The organism is Vibrio crassostreae (assembly GCF_024347415.1).
GTDB classification, from domain to species: Bacteria; Pseudomonadota; Gammaproteobacteria; order Enterobacterales; family Vibrionaceae; genus Vibrio; species Vibrio crassostreae.
This window is the reverse complement of record NZ_AP025476.1, coordinates 2,784,786-2,807,543: the sequence shown is the minus strand read 5'-3', so window position 1 is coordinate 2,807,543 and position 22,758 is coordinate 2,784,786. Positions and strand designations below refer to the sequence as shown.

18 protein-coding genes are annotated in these 22,758 nt (G+C 43.5%); 11 read left to right on the top strand and 7 right to left on the bottom strand.

The window, feature by feature from the left end; all coding sequences use genetic code 11:
• Positions 1 to 14: 14 nt before the first annotated feature.
• Genes OC193_RS12465 through OC193_RS12420 form a run of 10 tightly spaced genes read left to right on the top strand, consistent with a single transcriptional unit; the run spans position 15 to position 10,601 of the window.
• Positions 15 to 1,277 carry a pilus assembly protein TadG-related protein gene (locus OC193_RS12465; protein WP_048658133.1) on the top strand — a complete coding sequence of 421 codons (1,263 nt, stop codon included), beginning with the start codon at positions 15 to 17 and terminating at the stop codon, positions 1,275 to 1,277.
• Between the two features lie 2 nt (positions 1,278 to 1,279).
• Positions 1,280 to 1,708 (top strand): TadE/TadG family type IV pilus assembly protein, encoded by a 429-nt coding sequence (locus OC193_RS12460; RefSeq protein WP_019824856.1) that lies wholly within the window; start codon positions 1,280 to 1,282, stop codon positions 1,706 to 1,708.
• A complete protein-coding gene (locus tag OC193_RS12455; RefSeq protein WP_048658132.1) occupies positions 1,708 to 2,205 on the top strand; it encodes a TadE/TadG family type IV pilus assembly protein in 498 nt (165 codons plus the stop codon). Before OC193_RS12460 ends, OC193_RS12455 begins: the two co-directional genes overlap by 1 nt.
• A gap of 26 nt (positions 2,206 to 2,231) precedes the next feature.
• Positions 2,232 to 3,452, top strand: coding sequence for an AAA family ATPase (locus OC193_RS12450; protein ID WP_048658131.1), 1,221 nt, complete (start codon positions 2,232 to 2,234; stop codon positions 3,450 to 3,452).
• Positions 3,453 to 3,485: 33 nt separating this feature from the next.
• A complete protein-coding gene (locus OC193_RS12445) occupies positions 3,486 to 4,937 on the top strand; it encodes a CpaF family protein (RefSeq protein WP_048664540.1) in 1,452 nt (483 codons plus the stop codon).
• Between the two features lie 9 nt (positions 4,938 to 4,946).
• The gene (locus OC193_RS12440; RefSeq protein ID WP_019824860.1) at positions 4,947 to 5,912 is read left to right on the top strand and encodes a type II secretion system F family protein; all 966 of its coding nucleotides are present in this window, start codon (positions 4,947 to 4,949) and stop codon (positions 5,910 to 5,912) included.
• 3 nt (positions 5,913 to 5,915) lie between these two features.
• Complete coding sequence (locus OC193_RS12435; RefSeq protein WP_048664541.1) at positions 5,916 to 6,887, top strand: type II secretion system F family protein; 972 nt, start codon at positions 5,916 to 5,918, stop codon at positions 6,885 to 6,887.
• Complete coding sequence (locus OC193_RS12430) at positions 6,884 to 7,888, top strand: tetratricopeptide repeat protein (protein WP_019824863.1); 1,005 nt, start codon at positions 6,884 to 6,886, stop codon at positions 7,886 to 7,888. Before OC193_RS12435 ends, OC193_RS12430 begins: the two co-directional genes overlap by 4 nt.
• Before the next feature lie 18 nt (positions 7,889 to 7,906).
• Positions 7,907 to 9,688, top strand: coding sequence for a hypothetical protein (locus OC193_RS12425; protein WP_048664542.1), 1,782 nt, complete (start codon positions 7,907 to 7,909; stop codon positions 9,686 to 9,688).
• On the top strand, positions 9,681 to 10,601 hold the full coding sequence (locus tag OC193_RS12420; RefSeq protein ID WP_048658128.1) for a glycosyltransferase family 2 protein: 921 nt from the start codon (positions 9,681 to 9,683) through the stop codon (positions 10,599 to 10,601). The genes OC193_RS12425 and OC193_RS12420 overlap by 8 nt, the downstream gene beginning before the upstream one ends.
• Positions 10,602 to 10,751: 150 nt before the next feature.
• Here OC193_RS12420 and chrA read toward each other — a convergent pair whose 3' ends face one another.
• Positions 10,752 to 11,900 (bottom strand): chromate efflux transporter, encoded by a 1,149-nt coding sequence (gene chrA, locus OC193_RS12415; protein ID WP_048658127.1) that lies wholly within the window; start codon positions 11,898 to 11,900, stop codon positions 10,752 to 10,754.
• Positions 11,901 to 12,001: 101 nt separating this feature from the next.
• Here chrA and OC193_RS12410 point away from each other — a divergent pair, with 101 nt between their 5' ends.
• Positions 12,002 to 12,928, top strand: coding sequence for a LysR family transcriptional regulator (locus OC193_RS12410; protein ID WP_048664543.1), 927 nt, complete (start codon positions 12,002 to 12,004; stop codon positions 12,926 to 12,928).
• A 270-nt stretch (positions 12,929 to 13,198) separates the two neighbouring features.
• Here OC193_RS12410 and OC193_RS12405 read toward each other — a convergent pair whose 3' ends face one another.
• From OC193_RS12405 to OC193_RS12380, 6 genes are all read right to left on the bottom strand, one after another.
• Positions 13,199 to 14,539 carry an MATE family efflux transporter gene (locus tag OC193_RS12405; protein WP_019824874.1) on the bottom strand — a complete coding sequence of 447 codons (1,341 nt, stop codon included), beginning with the start codon at positions 14,537 to 14,539 and terminating at the stop codon, positions 13,199 to 13,201.
• A 393-nt stretch (positions 14,540 to 14,932) separates the two neighbouring features.
• A complete protein-coding gene (gene ygjK / locus OC193_RS12400; protein WP_048664544.1) occupies positions 14,933 to 17,308 on the bottom strand; it encodes an alpha-glucosidase in 2,376 nt (791 codons plus the stop codon).
• 15 nt (positions 17,309 to 17,323) lie between these two features.
• Positions 17,324 to 18,382: a protein YgjJ gene (gene ygjJ, locus OC193_RS12395; protein ID WP_048664545.1), complete on the bottom strand. Its 1,059-nt coding sequence runs from the start codon at positions 18,380 to 18,382 to the stop codon at positions 17,324 to 17,326.
• A 345-nt stretch (positions 18,383 to 18,727) separates the two neighbouring features.
• The gene (locus tag OC193_RS12390; RefSeq protein ID WP_048658122.1) at positions 18,728 to 20,161 is read right to left on the bottom strand and encodes an amino acid permease; all 1,434 of its coding nucleotides are present in this window, start codon (positions 20,159 to 20,161) and stop codon (positions 18,728 to 18,730) included.
• A gap of 576 nt (positions 20,162 to 20,737) precedes the next feature.
• A complete protein-coding gene (locus tag OC193_RS12385; RefSeq protein WP_048664546.1) occupies positions 20,738 to 22,162 on the bottom strand; it encodes an amino acid permease in 1,425 nt (474 codons plus the stop codon).
• 141 nt (positions 22,163 to 22,303) lie between these two features.
• Entirely contained in the window at positions 22,304 to 22,756 is a 453-nt protein-coding gene (locus tag OC193_RS12380) for a beta-galactosidase subunit beta (RefSeq protein ID WP_048664547.1), read from the bottom strand.
• Positions 22,757 to 22,758 lie beyond the last annotated feature (2 nt).

The following is a 22,758-nucleotide window of genomic DNA, read 5'->3' as shown; positions in this document are numbered from 1 at the left end:
CTGGAGGTACTCATATGTTGTATCGAGTATCACAAAGCCCTAAAAAACAACAAGGCTTAGTTGCGGTGATGATTACTGCTGCTTTGCTGGTTTTTCTAGCTGTCTCAGCGCTAGCTATAGACATAAATCATATGGTCGTGAATAAAACGCGCTTACAAAATGCAGTCGACTCTGCAGCGTTGGCTGCCGCAACCATATTAGACAATAGTAAAGATAAAGACGCTGTAGACGCAGAAGTGGGTACGGCACTTAATGCCATGGCGGCTTCAACCGGGAACCAAGAAATTGATTTCTCTACCGCTTCTATAGGTATTGATTATTCCAATGATCCACAGGACTTTACTGGCAGCGCAACTTTTGGTGCAAATGATGATGTTTATGTGCGTGTTCGCGTAGATGCACTAGAAATGGACGAATTCTTTATTCAACTGTTTGGCCTTGAAAAAGTGGTATCGGCAAGTGCTGTCGCAGGACCGAGTTCAGGCCTAGCTTATAATAATGTTGTACCCATTGGAGTGTGTATTGGTGATGGTACTTCTGATAATGATGTTAATGAAGATGGTTATCATGACGAAACCGGTGAAGAGATAACCAATGTGTTCGGTTATGAAGTTGGAACCGTTCACGCCTTGAAGGTTGGAGACAGTAGCCTATCTGAAATGGGTAATGGTAATTATCACCTGCTGGACTTTGGTTCTGGTGGTAACACAATCAAAGAAGGCTTAGGTGGTAGTTATGATCAGCCAGTTAAAATTGGTGAAGATATAACAACCAAACCTGGCGGCACGGTTGGTCCAACAGGCGATGGCTTAAATACTCGTTTTGGTGATTATGGCGGTGGATTATCGGCATCTGATTACCCTTCAGATTATGTGACCACAGAACCTACCAATGAAATAACGATTGATGCCAATACCGGAGAGATCACTTTCGATGATAGCTACGATTACGCTCAATATAAGTTAGATACCAATGCCTGTATAGCAAGTGGCGGTGCTGGGTGCGCATCTAATGGTGTTGCTTGGCGTCGTATTTTACCTATACCTATGGTGGACTGCTCGGGTAAAAGTGGCGGCTCTACCGACTTTACAGTGAATAAAATTGGCTGCTTTTTCTTGTTGCAAAAAGCACCAACGAACAACTCAGGTACACCCGCCGTTTTTGGTGAGTTTATACATTCTTGCAGTGTTACTGGTGGCTCTAGTAGTAATCAGTCGACAACCGAAGGGGCTTACAGGATTGTTTTGTATAAGGATCCTGATAGCGGGGAGTCGTAATTATGACACTATCTAATAAACATCAACGTGGTTTTGCTGCTGTAGAGATGGTTATTGCTACCCCTGTGCTACTGTTTTTTTTGGGGTTGGTGATTGAGCTTGGCAATATTCTGATTCACTACAATGTTATCTCTAAATCTGTACAAAATGGCGCACGATATGCTGTTAGTGAGGTTTACGATACCAAAGGTGGCACTATTGCACCAACTTTGGAGATTCAAAATGTGGTGGTTTACGGTCAGAGCAGCGTGGGGACGGCAGTACTATCTACATTGACGACATCGGATGTAACAGTAACACCACCCTCTATTGACAGCTATGTGCGAGTCAGCGTGACATATGACTATGTGCCGTTGTTTCTGTCTATTCCTTTATCCGCCACAAGTTTTTCTATTCCGTTAAGTGTCACTTCGGTGATGAGGGTATTGTGATGAAAAGGCTTAAAAGACGAATCAAAGGGCTGGCCATTATTGAGTTCACTTTAGTCTCATCGTTAATTTTTCTACTGCTCTTTCTCATTTTAGCGTTGGGTGCCTATATATTTTCGCTGCAAATGGTCAGTGAGGCGACGAGGAAGGCCGCTAGATTAGCGACGGTATGCTACGTCCTTGATAGAGATAATATTGCGGGAATGGTGGTGAATGATATTCCTCTTGTTGGGTTTACTAATGCGAATTTAGAAGTGGCTTACTTAGACGCGAGCGGTAGTGAAATTACGTCTGGTTACGAGACTAATCCCGGATTTGGCACCATTAAATTTGTGCGTGCTAGGGCTACGGGTTATGGCATTCAGTTAATCAGTAACCTAAGCTTTCTAGGAAATAATGGATTTCTTGCAGCCCCTGCGTTTGAAACAATACTGCCAGCAGAAAGCTTAGGGGTGGTAAGGGCTGAAGCTGGCACAGACATCAAAAATCGGTGCCCATAAGCGGTTATTTAAAAGGAGATGAATATATGGGGGAAGCGATCAAAATAACGCCTAATGAAAACGATAAGGATATGACGCGTTTAAGAACGAATCTAAAGGTTTGGTTAGTCTACAGCACTGACGCCTTTCATTTGCATATGACTCAAGAGCTAAAAAAATGCCGAAATGTTCATGTGACGTCGTTTTCTCTTGCGGCAATGAGTGAGGAGTACTTAAAAAGTGCGGATGTTCCAGAGCTTATTTTCGTTGAAGCTCACGGGAATTGGGCGCAAAAAATGGTTGAGCTGCAAGGGTATGATTTGTCTTTAGAAGACAAGGACTTGTCTTTAGTTGTGCTCGGTGATGAAAGTGATAATGGGTCACTAAAAATCGCACTGCGTTTAGGAGCTTCAGATTTTTTGTCTCACAATGTGACCCTATCTGACCTACTGCCACTCTTGAAGAAAACGGCCTCTGAAAAGCTTGAGAACTCCAGTTACGGAGAGTTTATCTTGTTTTTGAACACCAAAGGAGGGATGGGTGCAACCACCTTAGCGTTAAATACTGCCATTGAGATGGCCACGCAACATCCTAACGAAGTACTTTTACTCGATATCGATCTTCAATTTGGCGTGATACCTGATTATTTGAACATAACCCCCACTTATAGTGTTTCGGATGCGATCAACAGTTCTAATGATTTGGATGAAATGTCTTTGGGGTCATTGGTAAATAAACACGAATCAGGTCTCCATGTTCTAAGCTTTAAGCATGAGAATAACGCAGATGATTTCGAACAGGCTCAGAAAATTGGCAGATTACTTCCAATTCTGCGTCGCTTTTACCCTTATGTGATCATTGATCTGTCTAGAGGCTTAGATCACGTGTTTGCATCAGCAATATCACCTGCGACGAAAGTACTTTTGGTTTTGCAACAGAGCTTAGTGTCAGTAAAAAACACAAGCCGACTAATTAAATCTCTGAAATTTGAGTACGGCTTACAAAGTGACTCAATAGAGGTCATTCTCAACCGTTATGAAAAGCGACATTCAATTAAGTTAAAAGATGTAGAGCAGGCGGTGGGTAATCATAATATACACCTTATGCCTAACGATTTTAAAGTTGCGCTGGAGAGTGCCAACTTGGGACAGCCCTTAGTTCAGTCGAGAAAGAAAAGCTCTATTACTCGCTCTATCATCGATTTGTCTCATGTTCTATCACCACCAGAACAAGAAGAGAAAGGGTGGCTGAAAAAGTTGTTTTCATAATGGGTTGATGAAAAGTAAACACGAGGGATTGTGATGTTCTTTAAACGAAAAAATGTAAATCCAGAGTTTGAAAAAAAAGTAGAACAGATTTCGCATGATTCAGAAGATGCCAATCCTGTTGACCGTTTATCCAATGTTGAGGCGTCTAGTCACTCTCGAAATACGGAAGCGAGCGTTGAAAAGGAGAAGGCGATTGATGAGGCTCGAAAGGTTTTAGAGCAGGAGCTCTCAATCAAACACTTCTTTCATAAGCAGCTGCTGGAGACCCTAGATTTAGGATTACTTTCTAGCTTGGAGAAAGAGCGCGCTAAGCTCGATTTACACGAAGCCATCGTACAGTTAATGGCTGAAGATGGTAGCCATGCATTGAGCGCGGAAGGGCGCAAGCGGGTTATCAAGCAGATAGAAGATGAGGTTTTTGGCCTTGGTCCGTTAGAGCCTTTATTAGCTGATCAAACCGTGTCAGATATATTGGTCAACGGCCCAAAAAGTGTTTACGTTGAGCGAAGAGGTAAACTCGAAAAAACGCCCTATACCTTTCTTGATGACCGCCATCTGAGAAACATTATCGACCGCATAGTAAGCCAAGTAGGGCGCCGCATAGATGAAGCGTCACCTATGGTAGATGCGCGCTTAGTTGATGGTTCACGTGTTAACGCAATTATCCCGCCTCTCGCACTTGATGGTCCTTCCGTTTCTATCCGTCGCTTTGCTGTTGACCGTTTGACTATGGATAACTTGATTGACTATGACTCAGTGTCTCCTCAGATGGCTAAGTTTGTCGAAGCTGCGGTTAAAGGTGAATTAAATATCTTAATCTCCGGAGGAACAGGGTCGGGGAAAACAACCACACTGAATATCTTTTCTGGCTTTATTCCTCGAGATCAACGAATTATTACCATAGAAGACTCGGCGGAATTACAACTTCAACAACCTCATGTCATTCGCTTAGAAACCCGCCCTGCCAACCTTGAAGGGAAAGGAGAAATCAGTCAGCGCGAATTGGTTAAAAATACCTTACGTATGCGACCTGATCGAATCGTGGTCGGGGAGGTACGTGGTAGCGAAGCCGTTGACATGCTAGCGGCGATGAACACGGGTCATGATGGTTCACTTGCCACCATTCACGCGAATACCCCTCGTGATGCCTTGAGTCGTGTCGAAAACATGTTCTCAATGGCTGGGTGGAACATATCAACCAAAAACTTACGAGCTCAAATAGCTTCGGCTATCCACCTTGTTGTTCAAATGGAACGCCAAGAAGATGGTAAGCGTCGCATGGTGAGTATCCAAGAGATCAACGGCATGGAAGGTGAGGTGATTACGATGTCTGAAATATTCCGTTTTCAGCGTAAAGGTATTGATGAAGATGGCAATATTATCGGTTATTTCACAGCAACGGGGGTTGTGCCTCAATACCATGACCAGTTAGTCAAACGTGGACTCGATCTGCCTTTCGAGCTCTTTAGTGAGACCAAAGGTTAAGGAGAGATTATGGACAATGTAAGCGTTTCATTAGGCCTATTGTTTATCGCAGTACTTTTTATTTCCCAAGCGTTGTTGTTACCTGCTGCAGGTAAGAAAGCGAAGCATAAAGAGCTGTCTCGTCGCTTGAAAGAGACGCAACGTAATATCGATGCAGAGAGTTTGTCATTACTCAAAGAGCACTATAACAAAGAACTCTCCCCGCTGGATCGTAAGCTCATCGTTATCTCTTTTTTCGCGGGCTTGAAAAAAATGTTGGAACTGGCAGGTATGAAAGTGGCATTAAGCCGATTCTTACTGATTATTTCTCTTTGCGCTGTATTACTCTCATTGATATCGATAATGACCAACCAAGTGTGGTTCATAAGTGTCGCGGCATTCATTTTCGTTTGGGTTATTGCTTACTTGTTTGTGCAAAACCGAGTGACTTACCGAATGGCTCGATTTGAAGAACAACTTCCTGAGGCGTTGGATATTATTCGACGTGCCTTACAAGCAGGGCAACCGCTCGTTCAATCATTTAATGAGGTTGGCGAAGAGCTTCCTGACCCAATAGGTACCGAATTTAAGAACACCTATAACTTACTTAATTATGGTTATGATTTACGTCTAGCGATTTTACAGATGACAGAGCGAGTACCCACTGTATCAATGTTGGCTTTTTCTAGTGCCGTAATGTTGCAAAAAGAGACTGGGGGTAATTTATCTGAGAACCTGCAAAAGGTATCAGAAGTACTTAGAGCGCGTTTTAAACTGGAAAGGAAGGTAAAAACACTCTCTGCTGAAAGTCGCTTATCAGCATGGATCTTAACATTATCCCCTTTTGGTTTGTTTTTCGCATTACGGGTGGCTAGTCCCGAATATATCGAGCCACTTTATAAAGACCCACGCGGTTTATCGATGGTCAGTGTCGGTATTATTCTTTTGGCCATTGGGGCCTTGTGGATTAAAAAGATCATCAGCATAGAGATTTAACTTATGGAACTACTCAATATTGAAGTCTGGAAGCAGATGTTAGAAGAGTTTGGGATCAGCTCTCAGGTGGTTATTTATGCGATGATTTTGCTCACTACTGTCTTATTTACATTGACTGTTGGGCTTCTGTTTTTAGGAGCTCGATCTCCTTTAGACAAGAAGCTAAGACAAATATCTGAAGAGGGAAGTGTTGGTGGCCGCAAACCCTATGATTTCTCAAATACGCTTGAATCATTAAGCCCTTTTATAAGTAAAGGTAACAAAAAGGATAATGAAACTTACTCAGAAAAGCTGATGCATGCTGGGTTCCATGAGAAGAGTTCATTATCAGTTTTCTATGCGTTGAAGGTTTTATCTAGCTTAATAGGTATCGTCGCTGCTTTTATGGTCTATTACATATCGTTGGGTGGAGACTACAATAACTTACTCATCATGACCTGTGTTTTTCTTGGAACGTTTACGCCAAATATTGTACTGAGTAAGTTACAAAAAGAGCGTCAGAAAAAAATTAGAAACGGTGTCCCTGATGCGCTTGATCTTCTTGTTGTGTGTACCGAGTCTGGGCTTGGTTTTAATGCTGCCCTTGGACGTGTCGCATCTGAGCTCTATGTCTCTCAGCCGGAGCTAGCGGATGAACTAGAGACTGTGTTTGCTAAAATCCAAGCGGGTGTCACCATGCCTGATGCGCTTAGGCAGCTTATCGAACGAACCGGTTTAGTCGAGTTGGAAGGTTTGGTTTCTTTGCTTTCTCATGCGTCGAGAATGGGGGGGAGTTTAGCGCAAACACTCCGTGATTATACAGAAGACTTTAGAGATAAACGTCAGCAAGCTGCTGAAGAAATTGCTGCAAAAATACCGACTAAGATGTTATTCCCTATGTTGATATTTATTTGGCCTTGCTTTTTCATTGTCGCACTTGGCCCAGGACTATTGATCGTAATGGACGCATTAACTGCGCCGGGAGCAAGTTTATGATGCTATACAATAAGTTTCTTCTACTACTGTTGCCTATTTTGTTACTTGGTTGTGCTTCTTCGGATGAGCCGACCAATCAATTTGATGCCGAATTGTATTCTGGTAAACCAATCGATTCTTTAACTAGTGATGATCCACCGCTAAATGAAAAAGAAGCAATTATGCGCGGTGACATTGCTCTGCGAGACAACAATATAGACTTGGCTTTATATGAATATATACGCTCTTTGTCCTTCCCTGAAAAAGAGTTTCACGATAAAACCTTGTTCACTATTGGCCAAATACATTCGTCTCGCGGTAACTATGCGTTGGCCGAGAAAGCTTACCTAGCAGCGCTAGATTTTAATCCTGCCCACACCGAAGTATTGGAGCAGTTAGGTGTTTTGTATACCAAGCAACGCCGTACCGATGAAGGTCGAAGCTATTTCTTTAAAGCGATTAATTCAGACCAGGTTCGTTTAAAAAGCAGCGAAACTATCCAAAATTACCAAGCGTTGAGTCAAAGTGAAGTGGCCAGTTTGAAGGTAGACAGCATGTCCCCAGCATTAGCTTATATGGGGATTGGTGTATTGGAAGATGTTGACGGAAAGCATCAGATCGCACAAGAGTACTTCAAAAAGTCACTGACGATAGATAAAAGCTCAGTCAAAGCTTTGTTGAATATGGGCTACTCCCACTACATGTATGGTAACTACAAGGAAGCGTATCAATACACGCGTTCAGCCTTAGAGTTAGAACCGAATAATGAAAAAGCTCAGAATAATCTAGCACTTATTTATTTAGCCTCTGGGGATATTAAAAAGGCAACCAACGTGTTCATGAGGCACATGGATGCCCCGGAAGCGTTGAATAATGTTGGCTACTTCCTAATCTTACAAGGAAAACCTGATCAGGCGGTTCCATATCTACAGCAAGCTATCGATAAAAAATCATCTTACTACAAAGTAGCAAATGAAAACTTAAACAGAGCACTAGCGGAAGTGAGAGAGATGGAACAGTAGTGAATTGATTTTGGCTTAATGAAAAGGATATTCATATTGCCTAAAAGTGAGAGTTTTAATAAAGACATCATAGCTATTTCTGTAATTTGGCTCGTATGTGCCATTTTTATATTTATTTATAAGTGGGAGAGCATTTCAATACTCAACCTGAATGACAATGACGATTATATGCGTTTTGTTCAGTTTCAGGAGTGGATGAGGAATGGTCATTGGTACCTAGAGCCAATGAGTAATTTTAATGCCGATGACGGTATTATTATTCATTGGTCTCGATTTCCGGATCTAATGCTCTCTTCAGTCGCTTTCCCATTGATATTTATGGTTGATGATAGCCTTGCTTATACTATCTCGATTTCTATTGTCCCTTTGCTTTATTTATTGTTCTTCGCATTATCGTGCTTTTACCTATGCGAACGTTTCTTAGGCGCTAAGTACCGCTTTATCAGCACTATGTTTGCTATTTTTTCTCCTGCGATAATACACTTCTTACCTGGTTCTATTGACCATCATAATATTCAACTTATTTTGGCAACGCTCTTCTTATCAGTAACACCGACTTCTATCAACAACCTAAGGCAATCATGGCGAGTGTATGCTCAGGCCGTTTTCGTGTCTCTATCTCTATGGACTGGGATGGATAATGTTTTGTTGTTTATGATTTTCTTAATTATTTATACTGTGTATTACTGTTTCGTTCGTGACGAGTGGTTTAGTTATGTCTCTAAGTTATACGTAACTTGTTCGATTTTTGGAGCTTGTGCTGTTTTATTAAATAGGCCTTATGATGAGTTCTTTGCTTTTAAATATGATGAAATCTCATTTATTATCATCATTCTTTTTTTTAGTGGTTGGGTGTTTGTCAATGCTTACAACATATTGAATAATAATAGAAAAAACTTAACTCAAAGATTTTTATTATTTGTTTTTCTTGGTTTGTTGTGTTTACTTCCGGTTGTTATTCTTTACCCCTCACTGACTAGTGCTTTGTTTATTGATTACCCACCGATACTAAAGCTGTATTGGCTTGATCAAGTTGCCGAAGCTAAATCTGTCGCAACATACATAGCAATGAATGGCTTTTTTTCAGTGGATAATTATTTGTTGCTATTAGTTCCCGCAATGTTGTATCCATTCTTTCGAAATAAAACCCCCCACTGTGCAATCTTGTATCTCATTTTTATGTTTAATTTAGCCCTTGCGATGTTTTGGCAGATTAGAGTGATGAGGTTGTGTTTTGTTTTGGCGGCACCTTTTCAAGCATATTTTGTAATTAAAGTGTCTGAATACGTTAGGTATTCACTACTGAAAGTGCTGATTATTTTCTCAGGTACTCCATTGGCGTTAGCGTTTGTCATTCTCGCTTTATCTCCAGCAGAGGAAGTGACTACCAAACTTGATAAGACCGATAAGTTACCAGTCATCTTTAAGGTACTGAAAGATAACGGTATCAACTCTCATACAATTCTTTCAGGAATAGAAACAGGTGCACCTGTATTGGCCAAAACGAACAACACTATAATCGCCGCGCCTTATCATAGAAATATTGTGGGTAACCAATTTTTAATCGAAGTGATGTTAGAAGAGGACATGCTTCTAGCAAGAAACAAAATAGTCGATAAAAAGGTTGATTATATATTGATCGGTAATGACCCTCATTTAACTCTCCTAAAGGACTCTGGCAGCGAGGACTCTTTAGTTAGGAGACTTCATGGGGATAATATTCCGGCTTGGTTAGACGTTACATATGATGGAATTGAGGATGGTTATCGAGTTTTTAAAGTAAGGAGTGAGCATGAATAAACAGAAAGTCGCAGTATTACTCCCATGTTATAACGAAGCCGGAGCCATTGGTGAAACGGTCACGTCTTTTCAACAAGCCTTACCTGATGCATCCATTTATGTTTATGACAATAATTCAACCGACAACACGGTCAACGAGGCGTTACAAGCAGGGGCGATTGTGCGACATGAGCCGCGCCAAGGTAAAGGGGAGGTTGTGAGGCGGATGTTTTCTGATATCGACGCCGATATCTATGTGATGGCTGATGGTGATGATACCTATGACGCCTCAATATGCCCCGAGCTGATCGACCAACTAAATAATGAAAAGCTCGATATGATCATTGGCAGTCGCGAGCGAACTTCAATGGCTTATCCCAAGGGACATATCCTTGGGAACAAGATGTTTTCATCTCTGATTAACTTAGCATTCAATGCGCAATTGAATGATGTGTTTTCTGGCTATCGAATTATGAGCCATAGATTTGTCAAAACCGCACCTATCTTCAGCGATGGTTTCCAGATAGAAACAGAACTTACCGTGCATGCGTTACACCATAATATGTCAATCAAAGAAGTCTCGACTCAATACCAATCTAGACCTGAAGGGACTACCAGCAAACTGAACACCTTGAGCGATGGTCTCAAGATTCTAAATTTTATCTTGTTCTTATTGAGAGATGTAAAGCCGATGTTTTTCTTTGGCTCTCTCTCGATATTGCTAGGTTTTATTTCATTGATCTTGGGTATCCCCGTCATTGTTGATTTTGTTGATACAGGATTGGTTGAGAGGCTACCTACAGCTGTTTTGTCTAGCTCAATAGCTTTGATCGCGGTGATGTCTTTTTTCTGCGGTTTGATACTCGATAACGTATCACGAGGTAGGCGAGAGATGAGAATACTCTCTATTTTAAGATTTAAGGACGATGAATGACTTAGCTGAGATATTTGGCTAAGAGATCAATCCTCGAGAGCATGAGCTTTGAGATGGAATTACCAATTATATAGCGGGTGATAGGTAGATTAAATTATGAAAGACGAAAGTAAGAAGCAAGCGGTTCGCTTACTTCTTACCTTAAACCTATTAGACCGCCAGTCCTGTCATTGCGCCAAAGACAATGAACAACCCTACTAACCCAACAATAGGTAACTTCACGGTTTTCAATAACCACACACCAACAATGATCAGAGCGAAATCTAAGCCACTACTCACTGCACTTGTGAAGATGGGTTGATATAGTGCTGCCAATAACAAACCTACAACCGACGCATTCACACCTGTAAGTGCACCAGCCACTAAAGGTTTGCTTGCAATCGCCTGCCAGTTCTTCAGTACACCCAGTAGCAATAAGAAGCCCGGTAAGAATACAGCAATCGTTGCGAGTAGGGCGCCGGTGATCGGTGCTGATGGCATCAACACATAACCTAGATAAGTGGCTAACGTAAACATCGGGCCAGGTACTGCTTGCGCCGCTGCATAACCTGTTAGGAAGGCATCTTGAGACAGTTGGTCGCCAATACCATTTTGTAGTAGTGGAAGTACCACGTGGCCGCCACCAAATACTAGGCTGCCTGCTTGATAGAACAGGCCAAACACTTCAATGCCTTGAGAGTAAGCACTGAATAGAGGCAAGCCAACCAGCAAAGCAACAAAAATCACGAGAGGCGTTACCGATATTTTTTGTGTTGAAGGTATCGTTTTAAGCTCTTGTGAGGTTAAGAACTTACTGCCAATGATCGCTGCAAATAGAAGCACTAAAACTTGAGGCCAGATGCCAGGAATCAGTAGCAGAACAATTGCGGTAATCACACATAAGGCGGTCGCGATCTTCGATTGGCAAAAGTTTTTGTACATGCCGAAAGTGGCATCAGCCACAACCACAACGGCGAGTAACTTAAGCCCGTGGATGACAGAGATGAACAGCGGAGCTTCCAACAATTGGTTACTCACTAACGCCAAAATCAGCATCAGAATGACAGATGGAGAAGTGAAGCCGACAAATGCAGCAATCGCACCTGTTAAGCCTCCTTTCTTGTAGCCAACCGCAAAGCCAACCTGACTTGAACCTGGGCCCGGAAGAAATTGGCTGAGGGCGACAATTTGCCCGTACTCTTCGTCGGACAACCAATTCAGTTTTTCAACAAAGGTTTTACGGAAGTAGCCAATGTGTGCTGCTGGTCCACCGAAGCTAATCCAGCCAAGCCAGAAAAAGGTTTTAAAAATTGAAAGCATGATCGATTCCAGATAAATGTTTAGCGTAATTTAGGTGGAGTTAAACTATGATTCAAATTAATTGTTTTAATTATAACTATGAATGAAATGGGTTGTTTGGCATGGCTGATTTTAATTGGAAAGGGATCGACCTTAACTTGTTGATTGCACTGCAGGCTTTGTATAAAACGAATAGCGTGAGTAAGGCTGCTGAGCGTTGTTATGTCAGCCAATCTGCGATGAGCCATAGCTTACAAAGGCTACGAAAGTTGTTTGATGACCCTTTGTTTGAGCGTGTAGGTAGCAAAATGGAGGCGACCGACCGAGCCATTGAACTATCAAGTACCGTGGATGCGCTACTGAATACCATCCAGTCTGAGGTGCTGTTGTCAAAATCGTTTGATGCAGAAACTTATAAAGGGACTTGGAAGATTGGTCTCACTGATTATGCCGAGCAGATGTTCGCTCCAATATTGTTTGACCTGATTAAGCAATCCTCTCCTTACTCCCAAGTAGCGTTGTTCAATGTAAACCGGAGTAACTACCAGCAAGTCTTTGAAGATGCCAAGCTTGATATGACGATAGGCAGCTTTGGTGAGGTATCAAAGCAGTATCGAACAAAGCATTTGTACACGGAGCAACATGTTTGTTTACTTGACCAATCGGTTCTATCTATTGAGGAACCTATGTCGCTAGAACAATTTGTTGCTGTCGAGCACGCACTCGTTTCCCCGGCAGGGGCTTTAAAGACGGGAGTGGATACTCGTTTAGCTGAACTCGGTTTAAGCCGGAAAGTCGCGATATCTTCCAGTAACTTTTTAACTGTTAAGCGGCTCATTCGTGGCAGAGAACTATTGTGTATTGTCCCCAAGCTCGTTGCGCGCAAGGATATGGATAGTGAAGAAACCTTACTAGCTGTGAAACCCCCGATTGATGTTCCAGATTTTGATATCCAGCTTGTTTATAGAAAGGCAAAGCATTTAGATGATAAAAATAAACGACTTAGAAAGTTGATTACTAATGCGATCTCATCTGTGATTTCTGAATAGTTTATTGTGTCGGTTAATCGTCAAATTTATATGAATTAATTTTAGAAAAATCCGGTTTATTATAAGAACCCGACTATACTTAATTTACGACTCAAAGCAGTCGTAAAGAATAGGCTTTTTGATTTACCTAAGTAAAAAAATTGGTTATATCCTCATGATATAGCTTAAAAATCTACCAGGCTAAACGGACTTAGTTGGTCTTAAAAGCGCTAGCTCCCCCTAGCGCTTTTTTCTTTTGGTCGAGATAAATTTAGACGTATCAACAACAACCTAAAAAGAGAATCGAGTCCATTTCTTCGCTCGCCAGCGATAGGCCATGATGATTCCACGGAACCACTCGTCCATCGCTATTGCCATCCAAGCCCCTAATACGCCATAACCCCAATGCACGCCAAGCAAGTAGCTCATGGCAACCCCAATGCCCCACATGCTGAGAATACCCATTTTGATCGGGAATTTAATGTCGCCAGCAGCCTTTAGACAAGAGATAAAGATCAGGTTAAATACTCGGCCAGCTTCAAGAATGATGGAACCTGCAATCAGCGCGGCAGTTAGCGCAACGATCTCTGGATCTTGCGTGAACAGATCGAGAATTTCGAAACGGAACACATAAACCATGCAGGTAATCGCAGTTGAGGCGATAAAACCAACCACAAAGTAGCGTTGCACGCGCTTGGTGATCTCGTCGATCCAACCCTTGCCAATGTAATAGCCTGTTTGGATTTGGCTGCCTTGACCAATCGCCAGTGCAAACGCAAAAGAGAGGCGAGCGATGTTTTGTGCGTAAGTAAACGCAGCCAGTGAAGAGGTGCCCATCTGCACTACAAAGAAGGTAATGCTGATCTGAGCCATGTTATAAGAGAGCACTTCTCCTGCGTTCATCGAGCCGATCTTAATGATTTTTTGATAGATGGCTTTCGGCACAGATTTAAACTGCTTCACTGGTAGATCTATCCCTTTGCTTCTGACCACACCAATTAAGATCAACATCCCGATCACTTGGCTGATTACAGTCGCGGTCGCAACCCCTTGCACGCCGTATACAGGCAAACCAAAAGGTTGATATAAGGCACAATAGTTGCCGAATACGTTGATGACGCCAGCAATCATGTTGATCACCATTGGTGACTTTGAATAGCCATGACTGCGCAGAATAGTAGTGAGAACCACACCAATGGTTACATTGAAGGTGAGAGCACCACTGATGAATAGGTATTCTTGTGCGTATTGCTCGACTTGAGGTTCGAGTTGATAGAGCGGGATAAAATATTCAGCAACAAGAACGGCAATCACACTCAGTAGCACACCGGCAATAATGGCCAGAATGATGCTCGCTACGCCTACATGAGCGCTCTCTTGAGTGCGGGAGGCACCGTTGTACTGTGCGATTAAAATACCCGTACCACTGCTGACCATAGTCGAGACAATGATCAGGAAAAAGGATATCTGAGAAATAACACCAACGGCAGACACGGCTTTGTCCGAGTATCCCGATAACATGAATACATCACTGGTGTTGAGTGCGGTTCTTAAAAGAACTTCGATAAAAATTGGCCAGGTGAGCGCAACGATTCCCATACGTTTGTTTAGGGTGGAATCAGCATTAGGCATTTAGGTTTTCTCAAAAAAGGGGTAGGCGACACTATAGTTTAGCGATTATTTAGTAAACGACTATCAAATTAATGTCCGGAAGACTAATAAGGACAAATAAAACTCGAATAAGTCTGCGTAAGCTAATACTTAAGTGTGAGTGATGAAATTTTTGAGCGGAGTTTCATAGCAACAGCACTCTTTGTTTTTTGTGAACAAAAGCTTGCCTGTGCTTGCGGAGTACAGTGAACAGAGTAAAAGGATCATGGTAGGTTAAATAGTCTAAATACTTGTTTGTTCGATTATTTGGCTTCAGATATAAAAAAGGCACTCAGCGAGATACTGAGTGCCAAAGTCTGAAATTTATGAGGTTATGTTTTCATTGAATTCCAGAAGACAGGTATAGGTTTTGATTTACTCTGCGTCAGTAAAGAAATCGTTGTAAAGCATGTATAAGTGAGCCGCACTCCAAGAGAAGTTTGGTGCGCCTTGTTGTTCACCATTTAGTGGGTTGTAGTTCTCACGGATAGGACCGTCTTGAACTAACCCATCTGCATGGTCAAAGAACGCGCCTGCCATTTCAATCGCATCATCACGGTAGCCGTAGCTGTCCATGCCTTTAAGGCCGAAGTAGAACTGGTCTACCCATACGCGTCCACGCCAGTAAATATCTGGGCCAAATGCTGGGCTAGAAAGCGCTGCCGTACCCAGCGGAACGTAGGTGTTGAACTCTGAGGTATCTTTCATCACAGAAACAACCGCATCAGCGTGATCTTGCGTTGCTGCGCCATTGAACAGTGGTGACCACCCTTCAGGGCCTTTACCACGTTCTACAATCGGTTTACCTGCACAGCCATTGGCTAGTGGTTTGTCTTCAATGCGAATGTCGTAGAAGAAGTTAGTGCCTTCGTCGAACATACAAGTGTTGATGTAGTTCGATAGGTGTTCTGCTTTTTCACGGAACTCTTTTGCTTCTGCGTCTTTACCTAGAATGTCAGCCATTTCTGCTAGGTACTTGTTATCGCTGTACATGTAGCTTGCTTGGTCGACAGATTCTTGCAGTAGCGAGTAGCCTAGCAGTGTGCCGTCTTCAGCGCGGTTTTGAGCGAACTCAACATCCCAATCGCTGCGCTTACCACCGTTTGCAACGTATGCGTCTAGCTGGTCTTTATCAATGAAGCCAAATGCGGCTGCATCGTCACGGCCTGATTCCCAAGATGCAGCCGTTTGTGCGGGGCTCTCGATGTAATCGTAGTTGCCTTCTGCTACCACTTTATCCAGTGCTGCTTGTCCTACGATTGTTTCGTGCTTATCGCCACGAACCACGGTGAAGTACATTTCACCTTCAGGTGTGTTGTGTGCTTTGTCGCGAGCAGCGCCATACTCTGGAACGCCATTGCCGTTGTTGTCACGGTTGCGTAGCCACCAGTCGTGGTATGCCACTAACTTTGGATACATCTCTTCTAGCCAAGCTTCATCGCTGGTGGTCTTATAAACTTCCATTACCGCCCATGCTGCTAGGCTCGGTTTGGTGTTACGCTCATTCCAGTTACCGCCGTCGCCGCCACGTTCTGGGCTTAGGTTGTAAGCGAGTAGATCTGGCACGTAGCCCTCATCCCAAGGGCGAACGGCATCGTCGGCTTGGATTTGGTAAGCGAACATTGCACGGATGTTATCTTTCGCTACGTCTGGGTTGAAGTGAGCCATTGCGTAGGCTTGTTTCCATGTGTCCCACGGCCAAGTTTGGTTGCCCGAGAACCAACGCGCCGTTACTGATGGTGTTACAGAGTCAAATTCCATCGCACCTGCAGCGCCGCGCCAGTTACCATTTAGGGTTTCCATCGCTTTTACTGCAACACGCTCTTGCTCAGGTGTCGCATTCGGGTTGGTTAAGCCCATCTCTAGGTAACCTTCCCAGCGCGCTTCAGATGCTGCTAAGAAATCGGTAGGGTTTGCCATGATCTTTTTGATTTCGGGCTGTTCTGCTTGCGCTTCTTCTGCCGTTAGAACATGTGAGTATGTGGTGTAGATAGTTGTCGATACTTCAATGTTTGCCGTTGAAGTAAACGTTAGGCCATCCACTTTAGTTTGCGTTGGAATCGATTTGTGAACTTGGTACTCAGACTCACCTGAAGTCAGCAGATCCCAAGTTGAACGCACTTTACCAAAGGTGACTTTCAGGCCATCGTCGGTTGCGACGATTTGACGGTCATACTCAGGGTAAGTTTCAGCGATTGTTTTGTCGGTTTGCGCCACGCCTTCTTTCGCGTGCGTCTTTTCTAGTAGTTCACCATCCCACACTAACTCAACCGGCGAGTCGGTAGTGATTTTGGTTTCTAACAGAGAAGTACGGTTTGAAGCAAAACGCATCGTCATCTCTACCGTTACATCGTCAGATTTTAGTGTCTGAACTAATGCGCCCGGTAGGCTGTAAGCTTCCATGGTGAATGCGACTTTTTTGCCATCTTTGAACACGCTTAGGCGGTCAAAGTTATCTGCCATGAAGTTAATGTATTCTTCAGTAAGCAGCGCTGTACCCGGGAAGCCGCCCATGCCTTCAGCCGTGTCTGGCAACAAGTGACCGTGCCATGCACCTAGGTCGAAGAAGGGGTTAAAACGTTGGTGGTCATCGAAGTCGTAGTCACGCATGTATTTTGGTGAACCAGTGCGGTCGATAACGTTCTTAAATTGGTTCGCTTGAAGCTCTTCAGAGCCTGTATTTGTAGCGCAACCAGTAACAACAAGTGCTGTACCGATAGCGAGAGCTGCGAATGATTTATTCAGTTTCATGATCAATTCCTGTTATTACCAGTAGAAGTATTGCATTGCGAACACCTGAGCGTCACCGATTTCAGTATCGCTGCCTACGCCAAAGCGGCTATCGAAAGCAGTCGCAAATGTGCCATTTCCGTATTCGTACCAAACGCCCGCGTTGATGTAAGAGGTGATTTCTTTGTCGCCGTTGTCACCATCAAAGTTTGCGTAGTTGTAGGCTGCCGAAAGGTAAACGCCCTGAGCCGCTTCGTACCAAGCACTGGTTTGAATACCGGATTCACTGCCAAATGATTCTTGGTTGCCTTTATCTGTGTCGTGCCAAATACGAGTCGCAAAGTTTTTGTATTCAGCACCCAATAGCAATAGTTCACCGCCATCGTTGTTACGAACTTCACCACCACCCATTAAAGTTAAGTCGTCAGTCAGATCGTATTGGAGGTAACCGTTGACCATGGCGTTCTTATCTTTCCATTGGTCTGCGAAGTTGTCGTATTTACCGAAATGAACCAGAGCATCGTCTTCAGAGAAGTCAGATTCTGGCGCGAAAGAAACGCTGTAGCGTAGCTTGCCTTCTAGGTTTTGGATCTTCACACCAACATGTACGTCACGCGTGTTTGAGATCGCGTAGCCGTACTCGACGGTAGGGTCACCCCACCATTGAACGTCATCCAATGAAGAGTCCATACGACCAACAATAAATTCTGTTTTAGCGTCGGTGCGGTAGCCAGCGTAAAAGCGGTTAAAACCACCTTCAAAGCCGCCCCAGCCGTGGCCAGTTGCCCAAGCATTGCCTTCGTCGTCAGCTTGTACTGTCCAGCCTTCCATGTAAGCAAGACCGAACCAATTACCGTGCTCGATAGCCAAGCCTGCTTCGATGTAAGTACCGTCTGAATAACGGCCTTTGTCGTCGCCTTCTAGTGCAACGTGACCACCAAGGCCAAGCTCACCATAGAAGTTAAATAGGGTTTCTGTTTTAGGGGGCTGAGTGTCGTTGTGGTTAGCGGCTGTTTCATCAGCGTGGGCATTAGCCGTTAGAGCAGCAAGGATACAGCTTGTAATAAGAGTCTTTTTAGTAAAACTACTTTTCATTTTAATCACTTCTGTGTCGGGGTTATAAATGAAGGTTCGTAAGCAGTTCTGACTTCTAATATGGGGTGCTCTTCAAGGCGTATTGGTCAGGTTACTTACGATCGCAAACCGATATTAATGATTATTTTTGTGTTTAAAATTAAATCGATCTAAAAGTGTGATCTATTTTTAGTAAATTTTTACTTTTAATTTATTTTGGTTTTTAGTTGAATTTGTAAGCTAATGCTTGGGGTGGGAGGTATTTGGAGTGTGAATAAAATTTTGAACAAATAAACAGGCTTGTAAATAAAAAGGCACTCACCAAATGGGAGTGCCTTAAGTTTTCGATCTGAGTGTAGGGTAAAACTAAGCGTTCGCCGGTTCAGGTTTTGCTTCTAGTTTTTTCTCTTCTGGAGATAAGCTTTTCTCGTATTGACCGTACTTCCACCATGCGTAGCCAAGGAAGATCACTATCCCGCCCACGTTGTAGAAGATGATGGTCATGATGTCTGCGCCTGTTGGGAAGGTAGAGGCGAAGAAACCAACGGTGAAGATAGCGATAAGAATCGACACAGCAGTAATACCGACCGTACGAGAACCCATGCGGAAATCACGTGGTAGGTGGTCCAGTTTCATGCGCAGGTGCAGGTAAGCAATCATGATGAACAGTGGCGGTAGCATAGAAGCTGCTGCAGTCATGTTGATGATGGTGCTCATCAAGTCTTGAACGGTGTCAGACGCCAACGTTGGGATGAACATCAGTGGAATTACGATGAAGAACTGAACCCAAGCCGCACGCTCTGGAACGCCTTGTTTGTTAAGTGCGACGGTTTTCTCGCCGAAGATGCCTTTAGGGATTTCAGAGAAGAAAATCTTAACTGGTGTCGCTGTCCACATCAGTAGAGAACCCAGCATAGCTGTGAATGAAACCACACCAACGAAACGGTTCATCAAGATTTCAGACAGTCCAAAGTGTCTTGCTAAACCTTCAAAAACTTGAACTGAGCCGCCAGTAAATTTAAGTTCTTCACGAGCAACAAATACGTTTGCTAACACAGATCCTACCGAGTAAAGCGCACCAATGAAGATACCCGCGATGATGATAACTTTAACAAAAGATTTGTGACCGCCTTTGATGTCGTTAACGTAAACGGCTACCGATTCTGCACCGCCTGCCGCCATGAAGATCCAAGTGATTACACCAAGGAACGCCCAGTTAAAACTTGGTGTCATGGCTTCGATGGTGATTGGGTCTGCTGGCTCGATACCGCCTACCAAAGCACCACCAGATAGCAAGATGTAAGACATCGTTAGTAGCAGCATCAGTGATGATGTTAGTGATGTGATAGGGCCCAGTAATTTCGCGCCGTTGTTAGAAATATGAGTCGCGACCGCAAACAAAATGGTACTTAGAATTGCGGTGGTCATTGGCGTGAATATGTATTCAAAACCTAAGAACGCATACGACGCATAAGCGATGATTCTAGGTAGCAGAGAGGTGAAGAAGAACAGGTTAACAAACCAGTATGTGTAAGCCGATATAAACGCCCAGCGACCGCCTAGCGAGCTTTTAACCCAAGAATAAACACCCGCTTCAGAGTCTTTATTCAGTGACACAAACTCTGCAACGATCAAACAAAATGGCACAAAGTAAAAGATGGTTGCTAGAAAGAACATCGGAGCTGAAGAAAGGCCGATCTCGATGTTGTTATTAATGATGTTATTGAAGCTGTATACCGCCGCGAAGGTCATAGACAGTAGGGCAAATTTGCCTATCGTACTGCGTTTATTTTCGGACATGATGTTCTCCGGTGAATCACGTTGATGATCGTTATAACTTGGTCCTAGAGAGGGAAGCTCTAGGCCGCACTTTTATTGTTATGTTGGTTTGGCAAACACCCGCTTTGTTTTGTCAGGGTTGGCTCATTGTTGTTTTTATAGATTTACGATCGGACTTCTTTGGGCTTTTTCTTGCTGGTATTTCAGTAAAGTTATTACCAAAACAAAGAGTTAAAGATTAAGAAGTCCATTGAAGAGATTGCTTGTTTCATAAGCGACGATTTATAAGGCTTGTAGGGGCTTTGTGTCGCTTTTTTTATATGAATTAGTTTGTCTCTTCAGCAAGAAGATTAAAGATTAAGCGGCGGGAAGTTAATCGAAATTGATCAAATATGTGACCTTGGGTAAATAAATTTAGTTAATGTTTTACCTTGGTTTTTATTCGAGTTTTATTACCTATTCATTGGTGTTTTTCGTGAAGTGAAATCTTGACAGAATGCCGTTTTTACTTTCTTGGTTTTTTTGTTTAATTGTCTGATTTAAAACAAAAAAAAGCGCCGTGATAGGCGCTTTTTAAGTTGGGGCTCATGCTGAGTGTTACGGCTGCTTAGCCGTTGCTAGCTTTGCGTCTTTACCTGCTTGCTTCTTTTCAAAGCGAGAGATCCACCACCAAGCGATAGCTGAGAACACTGCCGTCATGAATACGTTGACGAAGAAGGCTTGCATTAGGTCAACACCTGTTGGGAATGCCGATGCCGTCATGCTCACAACGAAGATACCAATAAGTACAGATACAACAGCCATGCCTTGAACGCGAGTACCCATGCGGAAATCACGTGGTGTGTCGTCATGCTTCAAACGGAATACAAAGTACGCCACCATGATGAAGATAGGCGGAAGCATTGCGGTACCAGCGGTTAGGTTGATTGCTGTGTTCATCATGTCTTGTACTGATTCAGAGCCGAAGCCGTTAACCACAAGCATCACGAATACAAACGCGAACTGCCACCAAGCTGCACGCACTGGCACACCGTGTTCGTTAAGCTCTGTTGTCTTCTCACCGTAAACACCTTTAGGGATTTCTGAGAAGTGAATTTTTACTGGAGCCGCTGTCCACATCATCATTGAGCCGAACATGGCAACGAATAGGATAATACCGACGAAGCGACCTGTGAGAGATTGCGAAATGTCGAAGTAGTTCGCCATACCAGTGAAGATTTCAACCATACCGCCAGCGTAGGTCAGTTCGTCACGAGCAACGAATACGTTTACCAATAGAGAGCCAACTGCGTACATAGCGCCGATTGCGATACCCGCACCAATGATGACCTTGATGAAAGATTTGTGACCGCCCTTAACATCATTTAGATAAGCGGCTGCGGTTTCTGCACCACCGGCTGCTTGGAAGATCCAACACATGATACCTAGTGTCGCCCAGTTGATGGTTGGTGTCATCGCTTCTAGTGTGATTGGTTCTACTGGTTCATGGTTACCGCCTAGCGCCATCAGTGCACCGATAACGTAGATTGCGAATAGAGCGAATACGCCGTATGCCACGATCTCTGCAATCTTACCTAACCAGCTCGCGCCTTTGGTTGAGATGTGTGTTGCTGCTGCAAACAGAGCAATCGAGATGGCCGATGTCACGACTGGCGAGAAGGCGTATTCATAGCCCAACATCGCGTAAGACGCATAAGCGATTACGTTTGGTAGCAGAGATACAAACCAGAAAAGGTTTACGAACCAGTATAGGAACGAACCTAGGTAGGCAGCTTTTGAGCCTAGCGGTTTTTTAAGCCAGTCGTACATGCCTGACTCAGAATTTTTATTTGCAGATACGAATTCAGCAATGATGAACACGAATGGAATGAAGTAAATAAGGGTAGCGAGCAAAAAGATAGGGGCTGAACTCAATCCCAATTCGATGTTGTTGTTTACGATGTTGCGAACGTTAAATACCGCTGCAAATGTCATGGAGAGTAGGGCAAATTTGCCTAACTTACCGCGTACAGATTCAGACATAGTGTCCTCCAGGGAATCACATAATTATAGTCGTTATTTCCCTATGCTTCTTTGTAGGGAAGAAGCACAGAGGTTTTGTTCAGTCTATTTGAGCCTTGAACGGCAAGGCTCAAACGCGCTGTGAGTTAATAGGGTTATAGCTTACTTATTAAGGAAGTAACCTTCTTCAATGGTCACTTTCAGCACCACCTTGCGAACTCGGTTATCACCGTGGAAGCGGTAAGCTTTGCTGTTATCAAAGATCGCCACTTTGCCCTCAGTTAACTCACGAGTTTCACCGTTACCCAGTAGGTGTTCACGGTCGGTTTCATCGCTGTAATCTTGGATTTGTTCTAGCTCTGATTTCGCTGCGAACTCGACAGTTTCACGACCTTCTAGGTAGTAGTGCACATCGAAATAACGACGGTTGCCGGTGAAGTTTTCTGTGTTACGAGCCACGCCGTCTTCAATCATGTAAGCCAGTGAGTCACCAATCGAATACATCACGCCATCTTTGATGTTGCCGATGTTTTCAATCGCTTCTACACAGCGTTGCCATTTACGACCGTCGCGGTAAACGACTTTAAATTGCTCTAGGTTGTCTAAAACGATCATCG